The 24,420-nt window shown below is 32.7% G+C and carries 25 protein-coding genes; 14 read left to right on the top strand and 11 right to left on the bottom strand.

All coding sequences use genetic code 11. The annotated features are described in order from the left end of the window. Positions 1–18: 18 nt before the first annotated feature. From ACXX80_RS12580 to ACXX80_RS12595, 4 genes are read left to right on the top strand one after another with little or no spacing between them, the layout of a single operon-like run. Positions 19–456 (top strand): 3-hydroxyacyl-ACP dehydratase FabZ family protein, encoded by a 438-nt coding sequence (locus tag ACXX80_RS12580; protein WP_458553496.1) that lies wholly within the window; start codon positions 19–21, stop codon positions 454–456. 48 nt (positions 457–504) lie between these two features. Then, positions 505–1,776, top strand: a complete 1,272-nt coding sequence (locus ACXX80_RS12585; RefSeq protein ID WP_458553497.1) for a beta-ketoacyl-[acyl-carrier-protein] synthase family protein — start codon at positions 505–507, stop codon at positions 1,774–1,776. 54 nt (positions 1,777–1,830) lie between these two features. Further along, entirely contained in the window at positions 1,831–2,091 is a 261-nt protein-coding gene (locus tag ACXX80_RS12590) for an acyl carrier protein (RefSeq protein WP_417952435.1), read from the top strand. Between the two features lie 15 nt (positions 2,092–2,106). Next, on the top strand, positions 2,107–2,592 hold the full coding sequence (locus ACXX80_RS12595; RefSeq protein WP_458553498.1) for a 4'-phosphopantetheinyl transferase family protein: 486 nt from the start codon (positions 2,107–2,109) through the stop codon (positions 2,590–2,592). A gap of 15 nt (positions 2,593–2,607) precedes the next feature. Here ACXX80_RS12595 and ACXX80_RS12600 read toward each other — a convergent pair whose 3' ends face one another. Together ACXX80_RS12600 and ACXX80_RS12605 are read right to left on the bottom strand one after the other, a co-directional pair. Next, positions 2,608–3,204, bottom strand: a complete 597-nt coding sequence (locus ACXX80_RS12600) for a 3'-5' exonuclease (protein ID WP_315209833.1) — start codon at positions 3,202–3,204, stop codon at positions 2,608–2,610. 2 nt (positions 3,205–3,206) lie between these two features. Then, complete coding sequence (locus ACXX80_RS12605; protein WP_458553499.1) at positions 3,207–5,123, bottom strand: DUF294 nucleotidyltransferase-like domain-containing protein; 1,917 nt, start codon at positions 5,121–5,123, stop codon at positions 3,207–3,209. A gap of 183 nt (positions 5,124–5,306) precedes the next feature. Here ACXX80_RS12605 and ACXX80_RS12610 point away from each other — a divergent pair, with 183 nt between their 5' ends. After that, the gene (locus ACXX80_RS12610) at positions 5,307–5,813 is read left to right on the top strand and encodes a DUF2911 domain-containing protein (protein ID WP_458553500.1); all 507 of its coding nucleotides are present in this window, start codon (positions 5,307–5,309) and stop codon (positions 5,811–5,813) included. A gap of 243 nt (positions 5,814–6,056) precedes the next feature. Here ACXX80_RS12610 and fucP read toward each other — a convergent pair whose 3' ends face one another. From fucP to ACXX80_RS12630, 4 genes are read right to left on the bottom strand one after another with little or no spacing between them, the layout of a single operon-like run. Beyond that, complete coding sequence (fucP, locus tag ACXX80_RS12615) at positions 6,057–7,394, bottom strand: L-fucose:H+ symporter permease (RefSeq protein ID WP_458553501.1); 1,338 nt, start codon at positions 7,392–7,394, stop codon at positions 6,057–6,059. A 20-nt stretch (positions 7,395–7,414) separates the two neighbouring features. Next, complete coding sequence (locus ACXX80_RS12620; RefSeq protein ID WP_458553502.1) at positions 7,415–8,353, bottom strand: carbohydrate kinase family protein; 939 nt, start codon at positions 8,351–8,353, stop codon at positions 7,415–7,417. 54 nt (positions 8,354–8,407) lie between these two features. Continuing rightward, the gene (locus ACXX80_RS12625) at positions 8,408–9,262 is read right to left on the bottom strand and encodes a sugar phosphate isomerase/epimerase family protein (RefSeq protein ID WP_458553503.1); all 855 of its coding nucleotides are present in this window, start codon (positions 9,260–9,262) and stop codon (positions 8,408–8,410) included. 25 nt (positions 9,263–9,287) lie between these two features. After that, positions 9,288–10,670: a carbohydrate porin gene (locus tag ACXX80_RS12630; RefSeq protein ID WP_458553504.1), complete on the bottom strand. Its 1,383-nt coding sequence runs from the start codon at positions 10,668–10,670 to the stop codon at positions 9,288–9,290. Between the two features lie 467 nt (positions 10,671–11,137). Here ACXX80_RS12630 and ACXX80_RS12635 point away from each other — a divergent pair, with 467 nt between their 5' ends. Continuing rightward, the gene (locus ACXX80_RS12635) at positions 11,138–11,872 is read left to right on the top strand and encodes an NUDIX hydrolase (RefSeq protein ID WP_458553505.1); all 735 of its coding nucleotides are present in this window, start codon (positions 11,138–11,140) and stop codon (positions 11,870–11,872) included. Between the two features lie 132 nt (positions 11,873–12,004). Then, a complete protein-coding gene (locus ACXX80_RS12640) occupies positions 12,005–13,234 on the top strand; it encodes a multidrug effflux MFS transporter (RefSeq protein WP_417982511.1) in 1,230 nt (409 codons plus the stop codon). A 13-nt stretch (positions 13,235–13,247) separates the two neighbouring features. On the opposite strand, the gene ACXX80_RS12645 is transcribed toward ACXX80_RS12640, so the two are convergent. The 4 genes from ACXX80_RS12645 to ACXX80_RS12660 all read right to left on the bottom strand — a co-directional run bounded on the left by ACXX80_RS12645 (position 13,248) and on the right by ACXX80_RS12660 (position 18,287). Continuing rightward, complete coding sequence (locus ACXX80_RS12645; RefSeq protein ID WP_458553506.1) at positions 13,248–14,528, bottom strand: NAD(P)/FAD-dependent oxidoreductase; 1,281 nt, start codon at positions 14,526–14,528, stop codon at positions 13,248–13,250. Positions 14,529–14,624: 96 nt separating this feature from the next. Further along, complete coding sequence (locus ACXX80_RS12650; protein WP_458553507.1) at positions 14,625–15,962, bottom strand: DEAD/DEAH box helicase; 1,338 nt, start codon at positions 15,960–15,962, stop codon at positions 14,625–14,627. 146 nt (positions 15,963–16,108) lie between these two features. Next, the gene (locus tag ACXX80_RS12655) at positions 16,109–17,653 is read right to left on the bottom strand and encodes a DEAD/DEAH box helicase (RefSeq protein ID WP_417965622.1); all 1,545 of its coding nucleotides are present in this window, start codon (positions 17,651–17,653) and stop codon (positions 16,109–16,111) included. A 106-nt stretch (positions 17,654–17,759) separates the two neighbouring features. Continuing rightward, positions 17,760–18,287 carry a DUF6155 family protein gene (locus ACXX80_RS12660; protein ID WP_458553508.1) on the bottom strand — a complete coding sequence of 176 codons (528 nt, stop codon included), beginning with the start codon at positions 18,285–18,287 and terminating at the stop codon, positions 17,760–17,762. A gap of 102 nt (positions 18,288–18,389) precedes the next feature. Between ACXX80_RS12660 and ACXX80_RS12665 the strand changes: the two genes are divergently transcribed. The 3 genes from ACXX80_RS12665 to ACXX80_RS12675 are packed head-to-tail and all read left to right on the top strand — an operon-like array spanning position 18,390 to position 20,337. Beyond that, a complete protein-coding gene (locus ACXX80_RS12665; RefSeq protein ID WP_458553509.1) occupies positions 18,390–18,668 on the top strand; it encodes a DUF3817 domain-containing protein in 279 nt (92 codons plus the stop codon). Then, positions 18,661–19,917: a mechanosensitive ion channel family protein gene (locus ACXX80_RS12670; RefSeq protein WP_458553510.1), complete on the top strand. Its 1,257-nt coding sequence runs from the start codon at positions 18,661–18,663 to the stop codon at positions 19,915–19,917. The genes ACXX80_RS12665 and ACXX80_RS12670 overlap by 8 nt, the downstream gene beginning before the upstream one ends. A gap of 27 nt (positions 19,918–19,944) precedes the next feature. After that, the gene (locus ACXX80_RS12675) at positions 19,945–20,337 is read left to right on the top strand and encodes an ACT domain-containing protein (RefSeq protein ID WP_458553511.1); all 393 of its coding nucleotides are present in this window, start codon (positions 19,945–19,947) and stop codon (positions 20,335–20,337) included. 21 nt (positions 20,338–20,358) lie between these two features. On the opposite strand, the gene ACXX80_RS12680 is transcribed toward ACXX80_RS12675, so the two are convergent. Continuing rightward, positions 20,359–20,742, bottom strand: coding sequence for an acyl-CoA thioesterase (locus ACXX80_RS12680; protein WP_458553512.1), 384 nt, complete (start codon positions 20,740–20,742; stop codon positions 20,359–20,361). A 69-nt stretch (positions 20,743–20,811) separates the two neighbouring features. Between ACXX80_RS12680 and ACXX80_RS12685 the strand changes: the two genes are divergently transcribed. The 4 genes from ACXX80_RS12685 (at position 20,812) to ACXX80_RS12700 (ending at position 24,417) form a co-directional block, all read left to right on the top strand. After that, complete coding sequence (locus ACXX80_RS12685; protein WP_458554101.1) at positions 20,812–21,210, top strand: glyoxalase; 399 nt, start codon at positions 20,812–20,814, stop codon at positions 21,208–21,210. A gap of 296 nt (positions 21,211–21,506) precedes the next feature. Beyond that, positions 21,507–22,220, top strand: coding sequence for an esterase family protein (locus ACXX80_RS12690; protein ID WP_458553513.1), 714 nt, complete (start codon positions 21,507–21,509; stop codon positions 22,218–22,220). An 18-nt stretch (positions 22,221–22,238) separates the two neighbouring features. Next, positions 22,239–23,186 (top strand): ATP-grasp domain-containing protein, encoded by a 948-nt coding sequence (locus ACXX80_RS12695; protein ID WP_458553514.1) that lies wholly within the window; start codon positions 22,239–22,241, stop codon positions 23,184–23,186. Positions 23,187–23,310: 124 nt separating this feature from the next. Continuing rightward, a complete protein-coding gene (locus ACXX80_RS12700) occupies positions 23,311–24,417 on the top strand; it encodes a carboxylate-amine ligase (RefSeq protein WP_458553515.1) in 1,107 nt (368 codons plus the stop codon). Positions 24,418–24,420: the final 3 nt, after the last annotated feature.

The following is a 24,420-nucleotide window of genomic DNA, read 5'->3' on the forward strand; positions in this document are numbered from 1 at the left end:
AATGGGAATTGAAAAAATATGACTAACCAAGAAATTATATCAAAATTACCGTATTCTAAACCCTTTCTATTTGTAGACGAAATAATTGCAATTAATGAAAATGGAGTAGAAGGAACCTATACTTTTAATGAAAATCTTGATTTTTACAAAGGACATTTTAAAGATTATCCTGTAACTCCAGGAGTGATTTTAACAGAAACTATGGCGCAAATTGGATTGGTTTGTTTAGGGATTTTTTTATTAAATTATTCATTTAATAAAAACACTTCAATTGCTTTAACATCAACAGAAATAGAGTTTTTAAAACCTGTTTTTCCTAATGAAAAAGTAACCGTAATTTCAAAAAAAGTATACTTTAGATTCGGGAAATTAAAATGTAAAGTAATCATGAAAAACGATAAAGGAGAAGAGGTTTGTACAGGAACAATTGCAGGAATGATAGTTTCAAAGAGTTAAATAACTTAATATTCTTAATGCCTTAATGGTTTAAAATTAATCTTTTGTATGGAAAAAAGAGTAGTTATAACGGGTCTTGGTGTTGTTGCTCCAAATGGAGTAGGACTTGATGCGTTTACACATGCCATCAAAAACGGAATTTCAGGAATTAAGCACGACGCTGAGTTGGAACGATTGCAGTTTTCATGTCAAATAGCTGGAAAACCAGCCATTTCTACTGAACTGGCATTGCACTATTTCTCGGAACTAGAGTTGCGTAACTTCAATTCTACGGGGATTTTATATGGAGTAATTGCCGGAATAGATGCTTGGAAAGATGCAGGATTATCTTTGGAAATAAAAGAAGAACCGGATTGGGACAGCGGAACTATTTTTGGCACAGGAACATCAGGAATTGATAAATTTCGCGAAAGTATTTATAAAATAGATGATTTTCAAACGAGAAGATTGGGTAGTACCGCAGTAGCGCAAACCATGAATAGTGGCGTGAGTGCTTATCTGGGAGGAAAATTAGGATTAGGAAATCAAGTCTCCACTAATTCGTCGGCTTGTACAACTGGAACCGAAAGTATTTTGATGGCGTATGAGCGTATAAAATCAGGTCAGGCTAAACGCATTTTAGCAGGAAGCACCAGCGATTCAGGCCCTTATATTTGGGGTGGCTTTGATGCTATGAAAGTCTGTACTTTTAAACATAATGAAAATCCAGAGCAAGGCTCAAGGCCTATGTCAGCAAGTGCTTCAGGATTTGTTCCCGGAAGTGGAGCAGGAGCTTTAGTTTTAGAAGATTTAGAAAGTGCATTGAATAGAGGTGCTACAATTTATGCTGAAGTTTTGGGAGGAAATGTAAATTCTGGCGGGCAACGCGGTTTAGGAACTATGACTGCTCCTAATCCTATTGCTGTGCAGAAATGTATTCAAAATGCTTTGGCAAATGCTGGAATTTCAGCCAATGAGATTGACGCAATCAACGGACATTTGACAGCCACTTCCAAAGACAGTTTGGAAATTCAGAATTGGAGTGAAGCTTTGGGCAGGAAAGGAAAAGATTTTCCATACATAAACTCTTTGAAATCAATGGTAGGTCATTGTTTGTCTGGAGCGGGAAGTATAGAAAGTGTGGCTTCGGTAGTGCAATTGCATCAAGGATTTGTTTTTCCGAACATCAATTGTACCGATTTACATTCTGAAATTACAGCAATAATTGATGAATCAAGAATACCACAACAACTGATTGAAAAGGAATTAAATATAATTGCAAAGGCCAGTTTTGGTTTTGGAGATGTGAATGGATGCGTAATTTTTAAGAAATACATTTAATCACAAATTTACAGCTAATCTCGAACTGAAAACAGTAACAAAAAGTAAAAAATTATGAATAAAGAACAAACAATTGAAGAATTAAAGAACATAGTAAAGCCGTATATTCAAAATCAAGAAGCTTTTGATGGGCTTACAGAAAACACTGATTTTATAAATGATTTGAAAATCAATTCTGCTAATTTAGTAGATGTGATTTTAGATATCGAAGAGAAATATGACATTGTAATTGATAATGAAGCTATGGAACGCATGGTTAATGTAAAAGCAGCAATGGAAATTATTGAGAATAAATTATCAGAAAAAAATTCGTGAATTAGCAGTAAAAAAATGATTGGAAACGACATAGTAGATTTGGCTTTAGCCAAAAAAGAAAGCAACTGGCAACGAAACCGATTTTTAGATAAAATATTTACTAAAAACGAGCAACAAATTATTTTGAATGATGCGAACCCAGAAATAATAGTTTGGAATTTATGGTCCAGAAAAGAGGCGGCTTATAAAATCTACAATCGGGAAACAGGAATTCGCGGTTTTTTCCCTTTACAATTAGAATGTTTTTATGAAAATGAAAATTCAGGCTCAGTTTCGATAAAAAGAAAAATCTATTTCACCCAAAGCAAAATCGAAAACGATTCAATTTACACGATTGCTGTTGTCGAAAAAGAATATTTTAAAAAGATTAAAAGCATTAATCCTGCTATTGAAATTTTAAAAAAAAATGGAATTCCTTTTATAATTAATGAGCAAACCAAGTTGATTCAACCAGTTTCTATAAGTCATCACGGACGATTTTGGGAAGGAATTAGTCTCTGATTGACTAAACAAATATTACTTTATTCCCAGTCTAGATTTTAATTTCAAAAACAACAAAGCTGTTTTGTAAGCATCTTCTGCAGATGAATTTCGGTCACTTTTAGGAATATTATATACGGTACAAAGCTCATCAAGAGAGAATTGTTTATCATTTATATCATGCAGTTTTCTGTGCATAATATCAACATCCAAAGCTTCGTTTTTCAATCTTCCACAGTCTAGTCTTTCTAATGCTGCATTAATCATTTCTACATCAAAATCAATATGATGGCCTACTAAAACCGAATTTTGGATAAATTCAATTAACAATTTTATAGCTTCTGATTCTCCTAGTTTTTTCATTTTACTCTCTACCAAAAATTCATTTGAAAGACCATTGTCATGAAAAAATTTGTATTGTAACAAAACTGCTTCAAAACTATCACCAATAACAATGCTATTGTCTATTACTGAAAAAGAACCAATTGATAAAATAACATCTTTGTCTGGATTCAAACCCGAAGTTTCTGTTGATAAAACAACAAAACGTGTTGATTTCTTATCAAATTTAGAAAGATAAGTTTTCCAAAATTCTGGATATTCTTTATTAATATTTTTTAACCAGTCTAACATAATTATGAAAATTGAGTAAGTTGAAATTTATTTTTTATTAATTCTTCCAATTCTCTCATAGGAGCTAAAGCATTTTTTAATTTTTCTTTATCAATTTTTGATAATTCATTCAAATTTATAAATTGGCCTGAACTATCATTTTTCAAACCTTCCAATGTTCTTAATTTTGATAAAACCAAAAAGGCTTCAGCGCAATTAAGATAAATTTCAGCATGTTTAGGATCAGCAATTGCTAACTGCTTGAATCGCTGAAAGGTGTTATTGATTCCTCGTATGTCAAAATTTAAGGTAAATAAACGGGCACCATCAATCAATGGCATTAGTGCACGTGTTTTTATGTCAAATTTATCTTTGTTAGGACCTTCTTCTTCAACATTAAAATTTTTGAAAAAAGTCAAAGGTGAATTTTTTCTTAAAGCATCATTTCCTAAGAAGTCAAAGAACAGAGTGTTGTTTTTTGCATTTTTGAAAACAACATTTCCAATGGCATCTTCAATTCTTTGTTCTCCAAAAGTGATTTCGTAATCAAAGAAAATACTGCTTAAATCATTACTATTTTCACCTGGAGTATTCATCCAGCTATCATATTGTTTAGTCCAATCAGTCAGTGATTTACACCAAAGCATATTGCTTCCCATATGCCCGTTTGGACACAATTCATAACCTATTTTTTCTAGTGTTGCAGTTGTCTTTTTTCCAAGTTTAAGGAAATAATCTTTTACTTCACGATATTTTTCAGCAGCAACATCTTCAAAAATTAAAATGCTGTCCTGATCCGTCAACAGTAACTGTTCTTTTCTTCCTTGACTTCCAATACTTAACCATGCAAAACGGGCAGGAGGTGAGCCTAAATCTAAAATAGATAATTCTACAGAACGTTTAATTATTGCTAAATTAATTTCGCTGGTAATATTAAAAACGTGAGAAAGCGGTATATTTTTAGAAATAGAAGTTTGAACCAAATCTGTTAAACGCTCTCGTATTTGTTTTAATTCTTTAGGGTTTTGCGACCGCTTAATCTCTTTAATTAAAACACCAGGATTATTCGCTTGGGCAGCTATTAAATCATGTTCGGAAATGATTCCTTTCACATCAGATTTATCAGTCCCGTCTAGCGTTACACATAAATGAGTTACATTGTGTTTCAACATCAGTAATTGAGCTTCGGCCAAGGAAACATTCTCCACAACAGTAATTACTGGGGATGACATGATTTTATCTACAGAAACGGTTACAGGAAATCGGCCAGTTGCAATTTTGGAACGCATATCACAGTCAGTCACAATTCCGATAGGGAAATTATTGTCACAAATGATAATGTTGTTTTTTAATGTTTCTGTCATTAACTGAGCAACTTCTTGTACAATTGCAGTAATTGATGCTTTTAATGGAGAAATATTATAGGATAAAGATTGAAAATATTGCATTTCTGATTGTTGGTCAGAATAGAAAACATTGTCAGATATGAGTTTGCCTTTTAGATTTTCTTTGTCATTTGGATTTCGTGTATTTGTTGCAAAACTCTCCAGCAAAAAGTTTAGAACTTCTGAATTATTGACTACAAAAGGACGGAAAGTAGCGATTGGTATAGCATAAACAATGCTTTCTTCTCTGGCTTTGGCGGTCATCATGTAATTATTCTTGGCAAAAAAGGGACGTAGCCCAAAAATATCACCTTCATGACACTTATTTAATAAAGTTTCTTCGGCATCTGAAATCACAGATAAATTAATAGTACCTGAAGCAACAACATAAAAACTGTCGTGCAATACATCATTAATTTGGAATAATGTTTTGTGTTTTTCCAAATTTACAACGCGAATGCTGATTGCAATTTCAGATAACTCTTCAAATGTCAAGTGATTAAATGGTGGATATTCCTTTAAAAAATCAGCAATGTGCTCAGCAATTGTATTCATAGTTTGACAAATAAATAATCTATATTTCTGTAAAAATAACAAATTTTAAAATTATAACACTACCAATAATGAGGCAAAACAGTTAAATTATACATTACTTAATTTTTTCATAAATTAAACGGGCAATATGATGAATTATAGCTACTTTATTTAATTTTATAGCTTAACTAATATATTTAAATTATGAAATTATTTAGAAAAATACATTTTTCTCTTATTGCATTATTGATTGTGAATTTTATTAATGCGCAGGAAAAACCCACATCAACAAAGGAAGTTGTAACAGGTAAAATTGATGGAGCCACAATCACCATTAATTATGGAAGTCCTTCGGTAAAAGGCAGAGAGATTTGGGGGAAATTAGTGCCATTTAACCAAGTTTGGCGTGCCGGAGCGAATGACGCAACAACTTTTGAAACTGATAAAGAAGTAACAATTGAAGGATCAAAATTACCAGCTGGAAAATATTCTTTTTTTGTTATTCCAAATGAAAAAGAATGTGTAATCATTTTCAATAAAGAAGCCAAACAATGGGGCGCTTATAAATACAAAGAAAAAGAAGATCAATTAAGAGTTACGGTTAAGCAAAAAGTTGCTAAAGCAAAAGCTGAAAAATTAGCTTACGTTATCGAAAAAAATGCGGTTTCGTTAAATTGGGATAATTGGACGATACCATTTTCAGTAAAGTAGGTAAATTAAATTTCTTTTATTTCATAAACAGCATCGACAATAATTGATGCTGTTTTTTTATTGTAAATGTATTGGTTTTTACAAAGTCTATTTTACATAATATAAATTATAGAGCATTTAAATACATGAATATAATATTACTTTAGACTATACTTTCAATCATCAAACTCTTATTTATGAAGTATCTGTTTAAAACAAAAAGACACGAACAATGAGAATACATTATTCGTGTCTTTTTTAAACTTAAAATGTAACTACAATTTTCCTGGATGTTTTAAACGTACTAAAACCATAATATGCAACTACAGCCAAACATATCAATGGCAAAATAAAAGAAAAATTAACTTCAGGAATAAAACCAAATAATTTGATATCAGCAAAACCCGATCCGCCTAAATCCAGAATACTTCCTTGTAAAACTGGCATCAGTGCACCACCAACAATAGCCATAACTAAACCTGCAGAACCAATTTTTGCTTCGTCTTCCATATCTTTTAGTGCTATTCCATAAATTGTTGGAAACATAATCGACATAAAAATAGAAATACAAACTAGCGAAATTAGTCCTGGCATTCCTTGTAATACAATGGCTCCAGCTGCGCAAATAACTCCTCCAACACCAAATAACATTAATATTTTTGAAGGATTTATGGTTTTCATTAAACCAGTTCCAATCCATCGGCCCATTAAAAATAAAATCATGGCCGCAATGTTATAATATGTAGCTGTCAATTCTAATCCAAATGTTTTATTGATGTTGTCTACATATTGAAAAATAAAGGTCCAACACATAATTTGCGCACCAACATAAAAAGCTTGCGCAATTACGCCGTGTTTGTAATTTTTATTGGCAAATAACTTTTTAAATGATTCCGATACTGACATTTTATCTTCTTGTGCCGTTTTAGGCATTTTTGTTAAAATAATAATTATTAAAATCACTAAGACAAAAATTCCTAATCCAATGTATGGAATGCTAATAATATCTAAATCATTTTCACGAATACTGGCCAATTCACTTGAAGTTAAAGCTTTATACGCTTCTTGTGTATAGTCATCTGATTTTATTTCTTTAATCACTAAAAACTGTGCCATCACCAGTCCAGTTATTGCTCCAATTGGGTTAAATGCCTGCGCTAAATTCAAACGTTGCGTTGCGGTTTCTTTATTTCCAAGGAATAAAATCAAAGGATTTGAAGTGGTTTCCAGAAACGCTAATCCACAAGTAATCACCCATAATGAAACAAGGAAAAATGTATAACTTTGGTAATGTGCGGCTGGATAGAATAAAAATGCTCCTGTTGCATATAAAATAAGCCCTAAAATTATTCCAGATTTATAGCTGTATTTTCTAATGAATAATGCAGCCGGCAATGCCATGAAGAAATAACCAAAATAAAAAGCAAATTGTACTAATGATGCTTGTGTATTTGAAAGTTCCGGCATCACTTTTTTGAAAGTAGAAACCATCGGAGTTGTTAAATCATTGGCAATTCCCCACAGCGCAAATAATATGGTTATTATGATAAATTGAAAAACGTATTCCTTACTGACTACAGGGATTTTTTTGAATTGATTCATTGTTATATTGGTTTAATTGGTTAGATATGAATAGTTGCTGATTCCTTGATTTTCGTTTCTATTTTATCAAATCCAGATAAAAAATCTTCTATTTCAGATGGAGAAATCACAGGGTTTGCGCCTTCGTTTTGGGCAACAATTGCACCAACGGCACTGGCAAAATTAATGGCGTATTGTGGGTCTTCTTCATTGAGCAACATTATAATTAATGAAGCTATAAATGAATCCCCGGAACCTACAGTATCAACAACATTTACTTTGAAACCACAATTATGATAAAAAGTATCATTACAATATAAAACTGCGCCATGAGATCCAAGAGTAACACAAACCGTATCGGTGTTGGTTTCCTTTGCAATGAATTTGATATTTTGCTCCAATGACCTTTTATTTGAATTTAAATCTTCGCAAATTTCATTTAACTCATCATCGTTAAACTTAATGAAATCAGCTGCATGCAATAAATCCAAAACATTTTTTTTGGTATAATGTGGCACTCTTAAATTGACATCAAATATTTTATATTTGGCTACCGCTAAAAGTTGTTCCAATGTTTTTCTGGAAACTAAATCTCTTGAAGATAAACTTCCGTAAACAAAAAAATCTGCTTTTTCAACAATAGAAATATTCTCATTTGAAATTTCAATTTTATCCCACGCCGATGGATAATTGATATCATACGAAGCATTTCCTTTTTCATTCAAAATAACATTGACTAAACCCGTTGGATAATTATCCTTTACTTGAACAGCATCAATGTTAATTCCTGAAACATTCAAATATTCTATTAATTCTTTTCCGTTTAAATCGTTCCCTACTCCACTAATAACGGAAACCTCCCCTCCTAGCGAATTTAATCTTGAAGCCACATTTAGCGGAGCTCCACCAATTTTTTTGTGCTCGAGAAATACATCAAAAAGGATTTCTCCAAAACAAACACCGTTTAATTTCTTTTTCATTTTTTTGATTTTTATTTTAAAAAAGCATTGATTAATTACTTTTTTCAGGTTTAATTATAGTTGATTGGTATACCATTTGTCTACCATTTTCTTAATAAAAGCAAGACTGCCTTTGGCGAGATTTTCCGAGTTGTATTTAGAAGGTCTCCACAAGGATGTTGGGCCAACCAATGCTGTAATTTCTGAAGAAAAATTCTCCAAAACCAGCGGACCTTGATAGTTATTGGCTGCCAAGGCTTTAAAAAAATCATCCCAATGCACGTTGCCTTCGCCAGTCATACCGCGATCACTTTCTGTTATATGCACGTGTTTCAATCTGTTTCCTGCACGACTAATGGGATCATAAAAATTTCGTTCTTCAATATTCATATGAAAAGTATCTAGATGCAATCCTATATTAGGTTTTCCAATAGATTCAATCATATCCAATACTTCATCTGCAGCAGTAAAAACGTAACTTTCATACCGATTAATGGGTTCGGGAGCAATAGTGATATTTCTTTTTCTGGCATAATCAGCAACTTCCGTAAACACTTGTTGAATGATGATTTTCTCCTCTGTGGTACAAGGATTTCCGGTAAAAGTTCCAATGGCGGAATGCAAAACTCCTCCTAAAAAATCACCGTCCATTTCGGCTACTTTGTCAAGAGCTGATTTAATAAGCAATGTCGCTTGTTCCGGATATAAAGGAATGTGACAGTTTGCGGGTAAATTCAACGTACAACGACCTGAAATGCGGTTTTCGTCAAGTAATTTTTTTGTTTTTTTAGCATCGAAATCCAATGAAGCCGGTAAAATAATTTCAAGCATATCAAAACCATATTCAGCGGTCTTTTCTATTGCAAAACGGCCTCCTTCAGCAGTCCATCCGGGGATAAATGATAAAATTGTTGTTCCAAAAATTGGCATATCTATATAATTTTGAATTTATTTCTTAAAATAACCACCATTCCGTTTTTACTCCAATAAAAGAGCCCCAACGTTTTTGGTTCACTTGTAAAAAAGGCGAATAGTTATTATTGCTGGCGTAATCGTTGTAGTGTGCTAACGTGGCTATAAGTCTGATGTGTGGACGGCTCCAAGGGTCTTTTTTTCCTAAGGGCACAATGGTAGGAACAAAAGAGAATTTCCACATATTGGCTTCTGGATTATCACCATCTTTTCGTACTGCATAATGCACTTCTTCGATTAAGTGCAACCACTTCGTTACATAATAAAAACTTCTGAAACCAACTACGAAATCCGTTTTTTGATTATATAATTGATTACCATTGAAATACTCGTCCGTATTCGTATTGGCAGAACCGCCTTTACTTTTTGTGAAAACGCCATATCCATTGATACTGAATTTCTGCGAGAGGTTTAGCAGAAAATGCTCTACCATGGTAAAGGAATACGCATTTGTATATTTTCCTTCAGAATCTGGAGCTCCGTAAGTTGCCCAAGTAAAAGTGTTTCCGTTATCGCCTCCATTTGCAATTCCGGACCCATATCGCACCGAAAACTGATTGAACGAACCCGGTAAAGCAGTTTTGAATGATTTATTGTATTTGATTCCAGCGACCCAGCCGTTATCCGATGGATAATTTTTAGAAGCATTTTTCGAATTGGCAGAAACATAATGAAACTCCCCTAAAAGTTTAATTACATTATCATTTCTTAAATGAAAACTGTGTTCGCCAATCCAAACCATGCGTTGGCGAATAGCAGGATTTGTTGCGCCGGCAACAGTAACTTCATAATTATAAGGATACACATTTGTTGAATCAGCAGAAGCAGGCATCAACATGGTTAGTTCTGTATTTTTATGGCTTACGCCAAAACCTTGCGCGGAATGATCATCAAAATAAAAGTAATCACTGATATGAATGTCATCATAGCGACGAAAACGAGAACCAGCCCAAGCAGACCATTTACTTCCCATGATATTTCTGGCTTCAATATAGGCTTCGGGAAGAATAAAAGTCAACCCATTATTAGAACGGGAACTTACATTTCCCACAAACTGACCATTGGCAGAATACATCCCCAAACGCATTTGGAACGTTATGTTTGTGCTGTCTTTACCGTCAATTTTTGGAGAAAAGTGTATTGCAGGTAAAATATCGATATAGTCCGTTTGTTCTAAACGTCCGCCTAATGATCCTTGACCGGAAAGATTCAAAGGTTTCCACATGTTTCCTTCACCATTTGGCGAAAGCCCAACCCCGATTCGACCCGTTGTTCCTAATGAAAAATTCGAATTAGTTATAACCACCTGTGAATAAATTGGCATGAACAGTATTGAAAATAAGAATATAAAAAGTGGTTTTTGCATAGAAGTTTTATTTTAAAAAATGTCTCAAATAAGTTTTTGGTGGTTTTAAATTTTATGAACGTTAACTATTATATACTTAAATTTTATTTTTTTTATGTTCTTAATATATCAAATGCTTGAATCTATTTCAGGCCAAAAATTTGATTTTACAATATTATAAAAGCTTTTTAATATTAAGCGTCATTTTGATTATTATTTTTCAAATGTATTATTTTTTTTTAATTAGCAATAAAAAAAACTTAAAAATTATCTATATATGGCAAATATTAGCATAATAATGTAATTTTTTAATAAATATGAATTAATTTGTTATAAAATATATATAACGTAATAGTGACGTTTAATTATAAAAGTAATTCGTATTTTAGAAAATATTTAATTATAAATAAATCATTAGTTTTGTAGTAGGAAAAGATGTTGCGTAACATTGCCTTTCTCAAAAATTATTTATATTCTCACTCTTTATTATGTCTAAAATAATTCCAAATATATCTGTAGACTGCGTCGTTTTTGGTTTTGACGGCACTACTAAATCTCTTAACGTATTATTGATAAAACGCTATTTAGAATCTAAAGAAAATTTAGAACCTCTTGTTGACGATTATGTTCTTACGGGCTACCATACATTTGAGCAGGAAACCATAGATGAAACTGCAACCCGAGTTTTGAAGGAGTTAACAGGACTTGATAATGTTTATAAAAAACAATTTAAAGTTTTTGGAGATCCAAATCGGTTGATGAATGAAAAAGATATTATTTGGGCCCAAAATGAAAATTTCAACCAACGTACCATAACAATCGCGTATTATTTTTTATTGAAAACTCAAGAAGTGAATTTAGAAAATAACAGATATGAAGCACAGTGGTTTCCTGTGAATGATTTACCGGAATTGGGATTTGATCACAAAGATATTATCAATGAAGCCTATGCTGATTTAAAAGAAAAAGCACTATACAAACCTATTATTTTTGAACTTTTACCAGACAAATTCACCTTCAATGAATTGCAGGACACTTATCAATCTATACTAGAAAATGAAATTGACAATCGCAATTTCAGGAGAAAACTGCTAACGAAAAAGTATATTATTGCCTTGGATGAAAAACAAGTAGGTGTTTCAAAAAGACCATCCCAACTCTTTATGTTTAGCAAAGATGTTTATCAAAAAATGTATAAGGAATCTTATTTAATCAATATTTAAATTGCTGTTTTCTTTTTAATGATTGATTGATTTCAATTTGTTATATAAAGTAGGAAAGTGTCTCGATTCGGGTCTTAATTATTTACCTTTGCAAAAAATTAAAAAAACCCAATTTTCATGAGCAATTCCGAAATGACAAAAACAAGATATATCAAATTGATCCTGATTTTAGGCTCACTAACAGCTTTAGGTCCTTTTTCAATTGATATGTATCTACCGGGATTTGCTGGGATTGCTAAAGACTTGAATACTTCGGTTGCCAATGTTTCGATGACTTTGTCCAGTTATTTTATAGGAATTTCCGCAGGACAATTGCTTTACGGACCATTATTAGACCGTTTTGGCAGAAAAAAACCTTTATTTATAGGGCTATTAGTTTACATATTAGCGTCATTAGGTTGTGTTTTTGTAACTGATATTGATACTTTTATTGGATTACGATTTATTCAGGCTATTGGTAGTTGTGCAGCGACAGTAGCTTCTGTATCTATGGTTCGGGATTTGTTTCCAGTAAAAGATATTCCAAAAGTATTTTCTTTACTAATGTTAGTTGTAGGGCTTTCACCAATGTTAGCGCCTACAGTTGGAGGTTATATTACCGAAGATTATGGCTGGCATACAGTCTTTTTTATATTGATGTGTATGGGGATTTTAATTCTTTTAGCAGCTCAAATTGGTTTGCCAAACACATTTAAACCAGACACTTCAATTTCATTAAAACCAAAACCAATTATTACAAATTTCATCAGTATTGTAAAAGAGCCTCAGTTTTATACCTATGCTTTTACTGGCGCCATAGCTTTCTCCGGCTTGTTTACTTATGTTGCGGCCTCTCCTATTTTATTTATGGATATTTTTAAAGTTGACGGAAAAACATACGGTTGGATATTTGCTTTTATGTCATTAAGTTTCATTGGTGCAAGCCAGCTTAATTCATTCTTGCTAAGAAAATTCACGAGTGAACAAATGATTTATGGTGCTTTAATTTCACAATCTTTCATTAGTATTTCATTTCTTATTTTGGCCATGAATGATCTTTTAGGCTTATACGAAACTATTGCTATGTTGTTTTTATTTTTAGCGTGCTTAGGAATTTCAAATCCCAATACAGCGGGACTTACCCTTGCTCCTTTTTCAAGAAATGCGGGAAGTGCTTCTGCATTAATGGGTGCGATTCAGTTAGGATTAGGTGCTTTAGCATCTTTTGCCGTTGGTATTTTTGTAAAAAATTCGATGTTGCCAATGGTTATCATTATGGCAGTTACAACAATTCTAGCATTGATAATTTTAATTTTCGGAAAACGAAACATAAAAAAAACTATCACAACTTCTCACGATGAGGGAATTGCGATAGTTCATTAATTATAGATTTGATTTATTGTTGTTTTGGCTCCGTTTTGATTTTTTTATCAGGTCTGATAATCATACGTAAAGATTGATCTTTTGCGAAATAAGCAATCATCCAATTAAAGAACGTTTTCACTCTGTTGCGATACGTTATTAATGAAATCAGGTGAATAAACAACCATATTATCCAGGCAAAAAAACCTTTGAAATGCATTTTTGGTTTTGGTAAATCAACTACAGCCTTATTTTTCCCAATTATAGCCATAGATCCTTTATCATTATATTTAAAGGGTTTTAATGGCTTTTTTTGACTCATTCGTTTAAAGTTATTAGCCAAATTTATCCCTTGTTGAATCGCAACTTGTGCTACTTGCGGATGTCCATTTGGGAAATCAGCATCTGTAAGTTGAATACAAGTATCCCCTATCGCATAGATATTTTCAGTAGCATTCACTTTGTTGAAGGCATCAGTAGCCATTCGTTTTCCGCGGCCATAACTTTCTGCTGGAATTCCTTCGAAAACTTTTGCAGAAACTCCCGCGGCCCAAATTAAGTTCTTGGTTTGAATGGTTTCACCATTTCCAAAATACACGGTGTCATCAATATAATCCACCACAGTAGTGTTTAATTTTACCACAACACCTAATTTTGTCAGCGCTTCCAGCGTATCTTCCTGCGACGCTTTACTCATTGGAGATAACACAGCATTGGCGCCATCAACCAGATAAATATTACTTGCTGTAGTACTTAATTCAGGATATTCTTTTAGCATAATATTTTTACGCATTTCAGCAAACATTCCTGACACTTCAACTCCTGTCGGGCCGCCACCGGCAACTACAATCGTTAACAATTTTCTGCGTTCGCGAATGTCTTTGCAAATGGCTGCTTTTTCCAAATTTTTTAGTAATGTATTACGCATCACGATTGCATCATTCAGCGTTTTCATTGGAATAGCATTTTTCTTTACGTTTTCCATTCCAAAATAACTTGTTTCGGCACCAGTGGCAAAAACTAGGTAATCGTATGCTAATTCTCCATTGTTGAGAATGATTTTATTTTCAGAAGGATTTACTTTTAATAAATTTCCCAGACGGAATTGTAGATTCTTTTTTCCAGAGAAAAATTTTCGAAAGGGATAACTGATACTTGACGGTTCCAAAAAAGCGGTAGCAACCTGATATATTAGTGGTGCAAAAAAATTATAATTGTTTTTATCTACTAAAGTTACATTAATTCCTTTTTCATTTACCAGTTCTTTAGCAAGATTAATTCCTGCAAATCCTCCACCTATTATTACAATTTCCATAAAGTATTATTTAATATTCAATCAAAAAAAACATCCATAAATATAAGCTATTTATGGATGTAATTAAATTAACAAGTATTAAATAACTTATAAATTTTACTTCATTTTTTGTCTTTTAACCGGTTTTTCAGTTGGCTCATTTTTGTTTTGCAACAAATAGTTAGCTAATAATTTTTCGATTAATTCATCTTTAGTCAAATGATGAAAAACTGTTTTTATTTTTTCTTTTAATTCTGCAGCAACATCATGGTTGGGTTTTGTCTTGAAAATTTGCTTCGCCCATAACAAAGTATTGTTTTCTTCGATGCTGGCAACAGTTGGTTTTTTGAACTGGGTAAATTTAATTCCTAATTCTTTTTCGAAATCAGCAATTTCAACTACCTCTTCTGGCTGTAAAACCGTTAAAGAAAGCCCCTTTGCTCCTGCTCTTGCCGTTCTACCACTACGATGTACGTATGCTTCGTAAACATCTGGCAAATGATAATTTACCACATAAGAGATTTCCTTTACGTCAATTCCTCTTGCAGCTAAATCTGTCGCAACTAATATATTGATATGTCCATCACGGAATTGCTCCATGATTCTATCTCTAATTCCTTGCGATAAACTGCCGTGCAATGCACCTGACGAAAACCTATTGATAGCTAAGTTTTTAGCTAATTTATTGACCGCTGCTTTTGTTTTACAAAAGATAATTCCGCGCTCTCCTTCTTTAGAATTCAGGAAATGCATCAAAACATCTAGTTTTTCAATAGGATCCACCACAATATATTCATGGTCAATCCCTTGGTTCCCTATCGTTTCCATGTTGGCGCTAACTTGTACAACATTTTTATTCAAATAGTTTTGAATTAACTGTTTTATGGTTCCAGGCATGGTTGCCGAGAATAAAAAAGTATTATGAGTTGCAGGTAACTCCGCAACAATTTCATCTAAACTTTCTTTTAAAATAGTCACCATTTCATCCGCTTCATCGAGCACAAGAAATTTGGTTTCTTTTAAGTTTATTGCTTTGCGCTGAATTAAATCAATTAATCTTCCTGGAGTTGCCACAACAATGTGCGTTGGCAATGAAAGCCTTTCGATTTGCGGTTTTATTGGGATTCCTCCACAAGTTGCTGCAATAGAAACTTGAGGTAAATATTTAGCAAAATCTTCTAAGTTTCTAAAAATTTGGTGCCCTAATTCACGAGTTGGAACCAAGATAACAGCTTGTATCACTGGTAAGTCAGTGTCAATTAATTGTAAAATAGGCAATCCAAAAGCCGCCGTTTTTCCTGTACCGGTTTTTGCTAGTCCAACCAAATCCGTAGTGTTTGATAAAAGTAACGGAATTGTTTTTTGTTGAATCTCTGTTGGTACAACAATTTTCAATTCGGTAATCGCTTTTAATATTGGTGCTGAAATTCCTAAATCAGAGAATTGTTTTGGCATTTTTTTGGATTTTATATTTTATAAAAAATAGTTGTTTTGTAAACGTAATTTTAGCCCCGATGGAAACGGCATCCTGTTGTGGTCTCGTTTTTCTACGAGACCACAACAGATATAGTGTACAGCGGGATTAGCTCCTTGAAAAGAAATTAATCTTCATCTGGTTCGTTCATGATTTTCTCACGATATTTTTTCCCTGTTAACAATACCAGTTTTAATTTGTAATCGTCAACAAGCCATTCGCGGTAATTTTTACTGCACTGACTCAAACATTTTGAATAACGCTTGATGCGGCAATCGATATCATCATCCAGCAATTTTCCTAATGCTTTTGCTTCTTGTAATGTATCCGAATTGTCTACGCACATGGCCGCGTGCTGCTCTAATGATTTTTCCAAAACTTCTTTAGAACGCAAATTTTGTTTGATAATGAGTTTATGTTCTTCATCAACATCAAAAGTTACTACTTCGGTTTTACTAAATTTTGCACGGATTTCAGGAGGCATACTGTATTTGAAGTACAATTCAATCTCCGTATCATCACGTAAATTTTCTAAATAAAACTCCGGTGATTTAAAGATGTGTTGCCAGTTTACCGGCTCACTCCATAGTCCAAATCGTGCTGCATTATTTCCTAAATCGATAACGCTAAAAGTATCTTTATTAGGTAATTTTCTGGAACCACGACCAATCATTTGGTAATATAATGTCAATGATTTTGTCGCTCTGTTTAAAATTATAGTTTCTACAGTAGGCTCATCAAAACCTGTGGTAAGAATTCCAACTGAAGTCAAAATGGCATCCGGCGTGTGCTTAAACCAATGTAAAATATCTTTTCTTTCCTCGTTATTACTGGTGTTATCTAAGTGACGGATGGCATAACCTGCTTCTCTAAACGTTTCATATACATATAAAGAGGTATTAATACCATTATTGAAAATTAAGGTTTTCTTGCCCAAAGATTTCTCAGTATACGCATGCAATAATTTTTCCTGCATAGCCATATTCGTGTATAAATCATCCGATGATTTAACCGTGTAATCCCCGTTGATACCTACTTTTAGAGAGGTTAAACCCACATCATAGCTATAGGTAACCGCTTTCGCTAAAAATCCATTTGCAATCAACGAGCTAATGGTGTCGCCTACGATTAACTCATCGTAGCTTTCATGCATTGGCAATTTAATATTTGAACTTAAAGGTGTCGCGGTAACTCCTAATATAAACGCATTTTTGAAAGAGCTTAATAATTTTCGGAATGAATTGTAATGTGCCTCATCGATGATTACTAATCCTACATTATCCAAATGTAATTTTTCATCGTTGATACGGTTTTTCAAAGTTTCGACCATGGCCACAAAACAAGAATAATCGTTTTGGTCCGGAAGTTCTTTTACTTTACTGTTGATGATTTTGTTTTTTACATCAAAACCTTTCAACATTTTTGATGTTTGCTTACACAACTCTATTCGGTGTGTTAAAACAACTACTTTTTTATCGTGTTGTGATAAATAACGGCGTACTATTTCTGAGAATACTACTGTTTTTCCACCACCAGTAGGCAATTGGTATAACAAATGGTGTTGTGGCGGAGCATTATCTATACGTTCAAATATGGCATCAATATCGCCTTGTTGGTACGCATAAAGTTCTTTTTTGTCTTCGATTTCTATTTCTAAAGTGTTTTGGGACATTGCTTATTATTGGATTTTTGCAAAAATACACCTAAAAAACAGTTTAATTGTCAATTTTAATTAAAAAAAATAGGATTGATTAAATAAAATTGAATTATGCAACTGTTCAATATTCAAATCGTTCTATTATAGCATTGAACTCGGGTTCGTTGTACCATTTTTGTTCAATAGTTTCGGTATGTATTCTTATTATTCTTGTTTTGAAATCATTGAGGATTCCATTTGCAATCAAGAAAATAACGGCTTGCTCAAAAGAATTGAACATACTCTTAAAAAACAAGTCTTGTTTTACAATATGTTCTGAGGAGAATGTTTGTGCAATTTCAATATTATACAGCATTACATCAGCAATTATGAATGGATCTACACCTAAAAGTATGAAATGCTTAATGTACTTTTGAGCAACAGAACGCCTCATTTTGGGTTTACTGCGTCTTCCTGCTTTTTTCAAAGGATAATATTCATTGGAAATTTTGAGTTTGCATTCCTGCAAAAGCGTTTCTTCCTTTGGATTAAAAACAAAATTATAATAGACTTTTACGGGACTGAATTTCTCGTACAATTCAATAATTTGCTCTTCGAGTTGCTCTTTATTAAGTTCAGCCAAGTATTTTTTTAAATCGCGTTTGCTCATTATCAAAGTTTAAGAATACAAAAGTAATTTACTTTGGGAATCCATGCCTCGAAAATCAATGATAATACTTAATTTTGTCAATTATTACTTAAAAAAAAATAAATGCTTAAGATTTTTAAGATTACAGCAATAGTAGAAGGTATATCTGCCTTACTGTTATTTTTCTTTGCTATGCCAATGAAATACATTTTTAATGATCCTATTTATGTCAAACACATTGGAATGGCTCACGGCGTATTATTTACTGCCTACATTATTTTGGCAACAATTTTAAAGTTTAGTGAAAAGTGGGATTTCAAAAAGTATTTTATCATTTGTATTGCGTCAATTCCTCCTTTTGGGACTTTTTACATAGAAAGAAAATACTTGAAAAATGTATAAATTAATAGAAAAAATATTCAATTTTCTATATCCTATATTCAGAAAATGGGGATTGGGGAGCAGTTTTGCTTCTTATCTGAGTCTGCTTATAAATATTGTTATGCTTTGCGTATTGGCATATGCAATTTATGTTGTTTTCCGTCTTATTTTGGTAACGATTATGGCGGTAATCGCCCAGAAAACTAAAACAAAATTTGATGATTTATTAGTATCCAATAAAACGGCTAAATACATTGCACATTTAATTCCGCTATTGTTTATTTATAAATCGGTTCCAATTATTCTGGAACGATATGAATATTGGGAAGGTGTTTTTGGAAAACTTGTAGGCATTTATATAGTATTACTTGTTTTATGGATTGTCCGAACCATTTTCAATGCTTTACGTGATTATTTAAAGCTAAAACCAAGATACAGCGACAAACCTATTGATAGTTTTATTCAGGTAATCATGATTGTCTTATGGGCTGTTGGGATTACGGTTATTATTTCTAAATTATTTGATATTGACCAAAAAGAGCTTTTAACCATTTTGGGAGCTGTTTCTGCTGTAATAATCTTGATTTTTAGAGATACGATTTTAGGTTTTGTTTCCAGCGTTCAAGTATCCATAAATGATATGGTTAGAATTGGTGACTGGATTACGATGGATAGATTTGGTGCCGATGGAGATGTAATTGAAATCAATTTGGCAACAGTAAAAGTTCGAAATTTTGACAATACCACTACCACAATTCCAACATACAGTTTAAGTTCCGATTCGTTTCAAAACTGGCGCGGAATGCTAAATTCAGATGGAAGACGTATCAAAAGACATATTCTTATTAAAACTAGTAGTATTCGATTTTTGGAAGAAGCAGAATTAAGTGACTTGAAGAAAATACATCTTATATCGGATTATATAGACTCTAGGAAATTAGAAATTGACGAGTATAATGCTCTCAATAAAATCGACAAATCAATCGCTATCAATGGTCGAAATTTGACCAATTTAGGCTTGTTTCGAAAGTATATTACGGAATATTTATTCAATTATCCGGGATTAAATAAAGACATGCTGATGCTTTGTCGTCAATTGCAATCAACTTCACATGGAGTTCCACTTGAGGTTTACGCATTTTCACATGACAAACGATTTGAGAATTATGAGTACATCATGTCGGATATATTCGATCATATTATTGCTTCTGTTGGATATTTTGACTTGGAAATTTTTGAAACGGTATCCGAAAATGATTTCAAAGTATAAAAAAAATTAAATACATTCTACATTAAAATGAGCGGAGAAAAAGACTTAGAGAAGTTGCTTAAAACAATGAAACCGGAACATATTTTAGGAGAATATGTTTTTTGTGTGGTTCATGATTTGGCAAATCTAAATCTTAACGATATCATGATGACATTCAAAGAGCAGGAAGGTACTACCATAGTGATCAAGAAGGAACTTGCCGATAGTCTAAAATTAGAATATTCTTTTATTGCTTCTTGGGTTACTTTAACAGTTCATTCTTCACTGGAAGCTGTTGGATTAACCGCTGCTTTTTCTAATGCTCTTTCGCAGGAAGGAATAAGTTGTAATGTGGTAGCCGCTTTTTATCACGACCATATTTTTGTAGATAAAAAAGACACTGATAAAACAATGGAAATCCTTAATCGATTTTCAAAGTAAAAGCGATAATATCAAATCTAATTACAAACGATTCTTAACAAATTCAATTTCGGTTTTACCGTGTGCCTTTGGTTTTCCGTTATCATCTAAATTTACCATTGTAGTGTGATCAATCGTGATAATTGTTTCGCGTGTCATCATGTTTCTAGCTTCACATTTTAGTGTTAGCGAAGTATTTCCAAATTTTAAAACATCAATCCCAATTTCTATAATATCACCTTGTTTTGCTGAGCTTCTGAAGTTGATTTCCGACATGTGTTTGGTTACAATTCTGGTGTTTTCTAATTGGATGATGGTGTATAAAGCCAATTCTTCATCTATCCAAGCTAATAATTTACCACCAAATAAAGTTCCGTTAGGATTTAAATCTTCTGGTTTTACCCATTTCCTAGTATGAAATCGCATATTTTTTCTTTATATCTACAAAAATAAACTTTTCTTATGGCTATTTTCTCTATTTTTAAAGAAAAAAACATGAGCGAACGCGATACTTTTTTAAAAGAATTTAGAGGACAAACTATAGGCTCTGTAACCAATCAATCCTCAACAGAAGAATCATTTCAAAATGAAGTACTTAGACCTGTTTTAAAGTTGCAAAACGATTTGTTTATAGCTTCATTCATTAATTATGTAGCAAAAAACAAAGCTGACTTTTATAGCTATACCGTTGAAAAAAAATTATCGGTGATAGAAAATGCAGTCCAAAAAGACATCAAGTTTAGAAATGCTTTGAAAGGAATGATAATCGCATTATTTACTTTAGATGAGTATGCCATTTACATAAAAAACTCATCTAATATCAATAAAAGAATGATGAGTATGCTAATTGAAAGACTAAAAAGTCAAGTCCAATTGTTTGAATCAAAACAATAATTAAAAAAAAGTAATCCTATTTTTTTGCATTATTTGGTTAAAGGGATGTAAAGTCCTAATTTTAGTACAATCCCATCGGTTTTTTTTGAAATTGTTAGATTTTTTTGTTTTTAGAAATATGTTAAAAGGAATCGATTTGTTGTTTATAATTTAAAAAACAGCAGGAAATTGATTCAAATTTTACAATTTAATTAAGATTTGATAATCGTAATGTTTTATATAATAAATCTTAATTAAGCATAAATATTTATGTTGTTTGCACGATTTTTTTCATTATAATTGTTAAAAATAAAGTTATGAAGGAAGAATATTTCAAATGGCATTCACACAATCTTAACAGGGATATTGAAATGTTAGTTTTTGGACACGCAGGATATCCTATTATTTTATTTCCTACTTCGATGGGTAGTTACCATGAAAATAAAGATATGGGATTGATTGATTCCGCAAGGTGGTATATCGATCAGGGTTTAATCCAAATATTTTGTCCAGACAGTATAGACAAAGACAGTTTTTACAATAAAAATATTCATCCCATACATCGTATAGAAAATCATGTCAGGTATGATAAAATGATTTGTCATGAAATTGTTGAAAAGGTAAAAAATAATACTTCCTCAGGAAAAGTTGCTGTAGCAGGTTGCAGTTTTGGAGGTTATCATGCGGCAAATTTTGCTTTTCGTCACCCTGGTTATGTGAGCCATATGTTCTCGATGAGTGGTGCTTTCAATATTAAAAGTTTTATGGATGGTTTTCACAATGATGATGTTTTTTATAACAGTCCTGAAGACTATCTGTACGGACTTGATGATTATGAATTGTGGAATATGGATATCGTTTTAGGAACTTCTAATTGGGATATTTGTTTTGATGCTAATCTAAAATTAAGCAAAGTTTTAAGTGACCGAAACATACATCACTGGCTGGATATTCGCCAGGAACGAAAGCACGACTGGCCTGTTTGGAAAGAAATGTTTCCACATTATTTGTCAAGAATTAAATTTTTTTAAAATCATAAACACATCAAGATGAAAAAAATAGGAATTTTATTTGGAATGGAAGACACCTTTCCGCAAGCATTTATTGATCGTGTCAATTCAAAAAACGAAAAAGGAATCATTGCTGAAGCGGTTGCTATTGATAAAGTGGTTCAAAATAAAGACGGAGAATATGCTGTAATTATTGACCGAATTTCGCAAGACGTTCCTTTTTATCGCGCTTATCTAAAAAATGCTGCTTTAACAGGAACTAACGTAATTAACAATCCTTTTTGGTGGAGTGCTGATGATAAATTTTTCAACAATGCTTTGGCTGATACCCTTGGAGTTCCGTTGCCTAATACGGTAATTCTTCCTTCAGCGGAACATCCTACTGATACCACCGGAAAATCATTCCGAAATTTAAAATACCCAATGGACTGGGAAGGAATCTTTGATTACATAGGATTTCCAGCTTATATGAAACCCTATGCTGGTGGCGGTTGGAAAAATGTTTACAGATTAGAAAACAAAGAAGAGTTTTGGGAAAAACATCAGGAAACTGGGCAACTAGTGATGATGTTACAAGAAGAAATTGTTTTTACGGAGTATTTCAGGGTGTATTGTTTGGGGTGTAAAGCTGTTCGAATTATGCAATACGAACCAAGAAATCCACATCATTTGCGTTATGTAATTGATGGTCCGCCGGTAGATAAAAAATTATTAGCAACTATAAAAGACTACACTTTACGCCTTTGCAAAGGTTTAGGATATGACTTTAATACGGTAGAATTCGCAGTTCGTGGCGGAATACCATATGCTATTGATTTTGGAAATCCCGCGCCTGATGCTGAATTGACTTCGGTGGGTGCTGAGAATTTTGAATGGGTGGTTGAAGAAGCTGCAAAAATGGCTATCGCTGCCGCAAAAAAACAAAAGCCAGGAAAGATAAATTTGACTTGGGGAACTTTTATAAAAGATGCTGCTGGAGGGAAATAAGAATCTATCGATTGTCGAATGCCCTAGCCCTGATTGCAGTGAAAATCCTTTTTTGTCCTGAACTTTTTCAGGACAAAAAAGATTGAAATAGAAAGCAGGAATTAGCTCCTAAAAAAATAAATTAATGAAAAAATTACCCATTTTCACACTTGGTGTGGAAGAAGAATACCAAATTATTGACCCTGAAACAAGAGATTTGCGGTCGCATTTATCAAAAATTGTTGATGGTGCCAAAATAATTTTGAATGAGCAAGTTAAGGCTGAAATGCATCAATCTGTGGTGGAAGTAGGAACTAATATTTGTCATAGTGTTAATGATGCCAAAAATGAGATTCGGTTTTTACGTTCTAAAATTGTTGAATTAGCGGATAAACAAGATCTTATTGTTGGTGGTGCCGGAACGCATCCTTTTTCAAAATGGCAGGATCAACCCATAACTGATGACCCCAGATACCACGATATTGTTAATGAATTGCAGGATGCGGCACGATCTAATTTGATTTTTGGAATGCATTGTCATGTAGGAATTGAAAATCGTGAAATTGGTTTGCAGTTGATGAATCAAGCGACCTATTTCTTGCCTCACATATTTGCACTTTCGACAAATTCCCCTTTTTGGGAAGGTAGAAAAACAGGCTATAAGTCGTTTAGAACTAAAGTTTTTGACAAATTTCCAAGAACTGGATTGCCGGAATATTTTGACTCGGTAAGTTCCTATGAGAACTACTTAGATACTTTGGTAAAAACAAATTGTATTGATAATCCAAAGAAAATTTGGTGGGATTTACGATTGCATCCGTTTTATAATACGATAGAATTCAGGATTTGTGATATGTGTTTAACGGTTGATGAAACTATTTGTATTGTAGCAATTATTCAAGCAATTGTGGCTAAACTCTACAAATTAAATATGAATAATACGAGTTTCAATATTTATCGATTGGCTTTGATAAAGGAAAATAAATTTCGTGCAGCTCGTTATGGAATTGATAATAATATGATTGATTTTGGATTGCAAAAAGAAGTGGAAACCAAAATGCTTATCTTAGAATTGTTAGATTTTATTGATGATGTTGTTGATGAATTAGGAAGCCGTGAAGATATTAATTATGTTCATGAAATTTTGAAAAATGGAACCGGAGCAGACAAACAATTAACCGTTTTTGAAGAAACAGGTGATCTTTCCAAAGTGGTAGACTTTATAACTGGCGAATTTACAAGGGGATTATAAAAT

It is taken from the genome of Flavobacterium sp. GNP002 (genome assembly GCF_054343795.1).

Excerpts from the sequence above, each read along its gene's own strand:
- ACXX80_RS12580 (WP_458553496.1), top strand. The coding sequence starts at position 19 with ATGACTAACCAAGAAATTATATCAAAATTACCGTATTCTAAACCCTTT.
- ACXX80_RS12585 (WP_458553497.1), top strand. The coding sequence starts at position 505 with ATGGAAAAAAGAGTAGTTATAACGGGTCTTGGTGTTGTTGCTCCAAAT.
- ACXX80_RS12590 (WP_417952435.1), top strand. The coding sequence starts at position 1,831 with ATGAATAAAGAACAAACAATTGAAGAATTAAAGAACATAGTAAAGCCG.
- ACXX80_RS12595 (WP_458553498.1), top strand. The coding sequence starts at position 2,107 with ATGATTGGAAACGACATAGTAGATTTGGCTTTAGCCAAAAAAGAAAGC.
- ACXX80_RS12600 (WP_315209833.1), bottom strand. The coding sequence starts at position 3,204 with ATGTTAGACTGGTTAAAAAATATTAATAAAGAATATCCAGAATTTTGG.
- ACXX80_RS12605 (WP_458553499.1), bottom strand. The coding sequence starts at position 5,123 with ATGAATACAATTGCTGAGCACATTGCTGATTTTTTAAAGGAATATCCA.
- ACXX80_RS12610 (WP_458553500.1), top strand. The coding sequence starts at position 5,307 with ATGAAATTATTTAGAAAAATACATTTTTCTCTTATTGCATTATTGATT.
- fucP (WP_458553501.1), bottom strand. The coding sequence starts at position 7,394 with ATGAATCAATTCAAAAAAATCCCTGTAGTCAGTAAGGAATACGTTTTT.
- ACXX80_RS12620 (WP_458553502.1), bottom strand. The coding sequence starts at position 8,353 with ATGAAAAAGAAATTAAACGGTGTTTGTTTTGGAGAAATCCTTTTTGAT.
- ACXX80_RS12625 (WP_458553503.1), bottom strand. The coding sequence starts at position 9,262 with ATGCCAATTTTTGGAACAACAATTTTATCATTTATCCCCGGATGGACT.
- ACXX80_RS12630 (WP_458553504.1), bottom strand. The coding sequence starts at position 10,670 with ATGCAAAAACCACTTTTTATATTCTTATTTTCAATACTGTTCATGCCA.
- ACXX80_RS12635 (WP_458553505.1), top strand. The coding sequence starts at position 11,138 with ATGTCTAAAATAATTCCAAATATATCTGTAGACTGCGTCGTTTTTGGT.
- ACXX80_RS12640 (WP_417982511.1), top strand. The coding sequence starts at position 12,005 with ATGACAAAAACAAGATATATCAAATTGATCCTGATTTTAGGCTCACTA.
- ACXX80_RS12645 (WP_458553506.1), bottom strand. The coding sequence starts at position 14,528 with ATGGAAATTGTAATAATAGGTGGAGGATTTGCAGGAATTAATCTTGCT.
- ACXX80_RS12650 (WP_458553507.1), bottom strand. The coding sequence starts at position 15,962 with ATGCCAAAACAATTCTCTGATTTAGGAATTTCAGCACCAATATTAAAA.
- ACXX80_RS12655 (WP_417965622.1), bottom strand. The coding sequence starts at position 17,653 with ATGTCCCAAAACACTTTAGAAATAGAAATCGAAGACAAAAAAGAACTT.
- ACXX80_RS12660 (WP_458553508.1), bottom strand. The coding sequence starts at position 18,287 with ATGAGCAAACGCGATTTAAAAAAATACTTGGCTGAACTTAATAAAGAG.
- ACXX80_RS12665 (WP_458553509.1), top strand. The coding sequence starts at position 18,390 with ATGCTTAAGATTTTTAAGATTACAGCAATAGTAGAAGGTATATCTGCC.
- ACXX80_RS12670 (WP_458553510.1), top strand. The coding sequence starts at position 18,661 with ATGTATAAATTAATAGAAAAAATATTCAATTTTCTATATCCTATATTC.
- ACXX80_RS12675 (WP_458553511.1), top strand. The coding sequence starts at position 19,945 with ATGAGCGGAGAAAAAGACTTAGAGAAGTTGCTTAAAACAATGAAACCG.
- ACXX80_RS12680 (WP_458553512.1), bottom strand. The coding sequence starts at position 20,742 with ATGCGATTTCATACTAGGAAATGGGTAAAACCAGAAGATTTAAATCCT.
- ACXX80_RS12685 (WP_458554101.1), top strand. The coding sequence starts at position 20,812 with ATGAGCGAACGCGATACTTTTTTAAAAGAATTTAGAGGACAAACTATA.
- ACXX80_RS12690 (WP_458553513.1), top strand. The coding sequence starts at position 21,507 with ATGAAGGAAGAATATTTCAAATGGCATTCACACAATCTTAACAGGGAT.
- ACXX80_RS12695 (WP_458553514.1), top strand. The coding sequence starts at position 22,239 with ATGAAAAAAATAGGAATTTTATTTGGAATGGAAGACACCTTTCCGCAA.
- ACXX80_RS12700 (WP_458553515.1), top strand. The coding sequence starts at position 23,311 with ATGAAAAAATTACCCATTTTCACACTTGGTGTGGAAGAAGAATACCAA.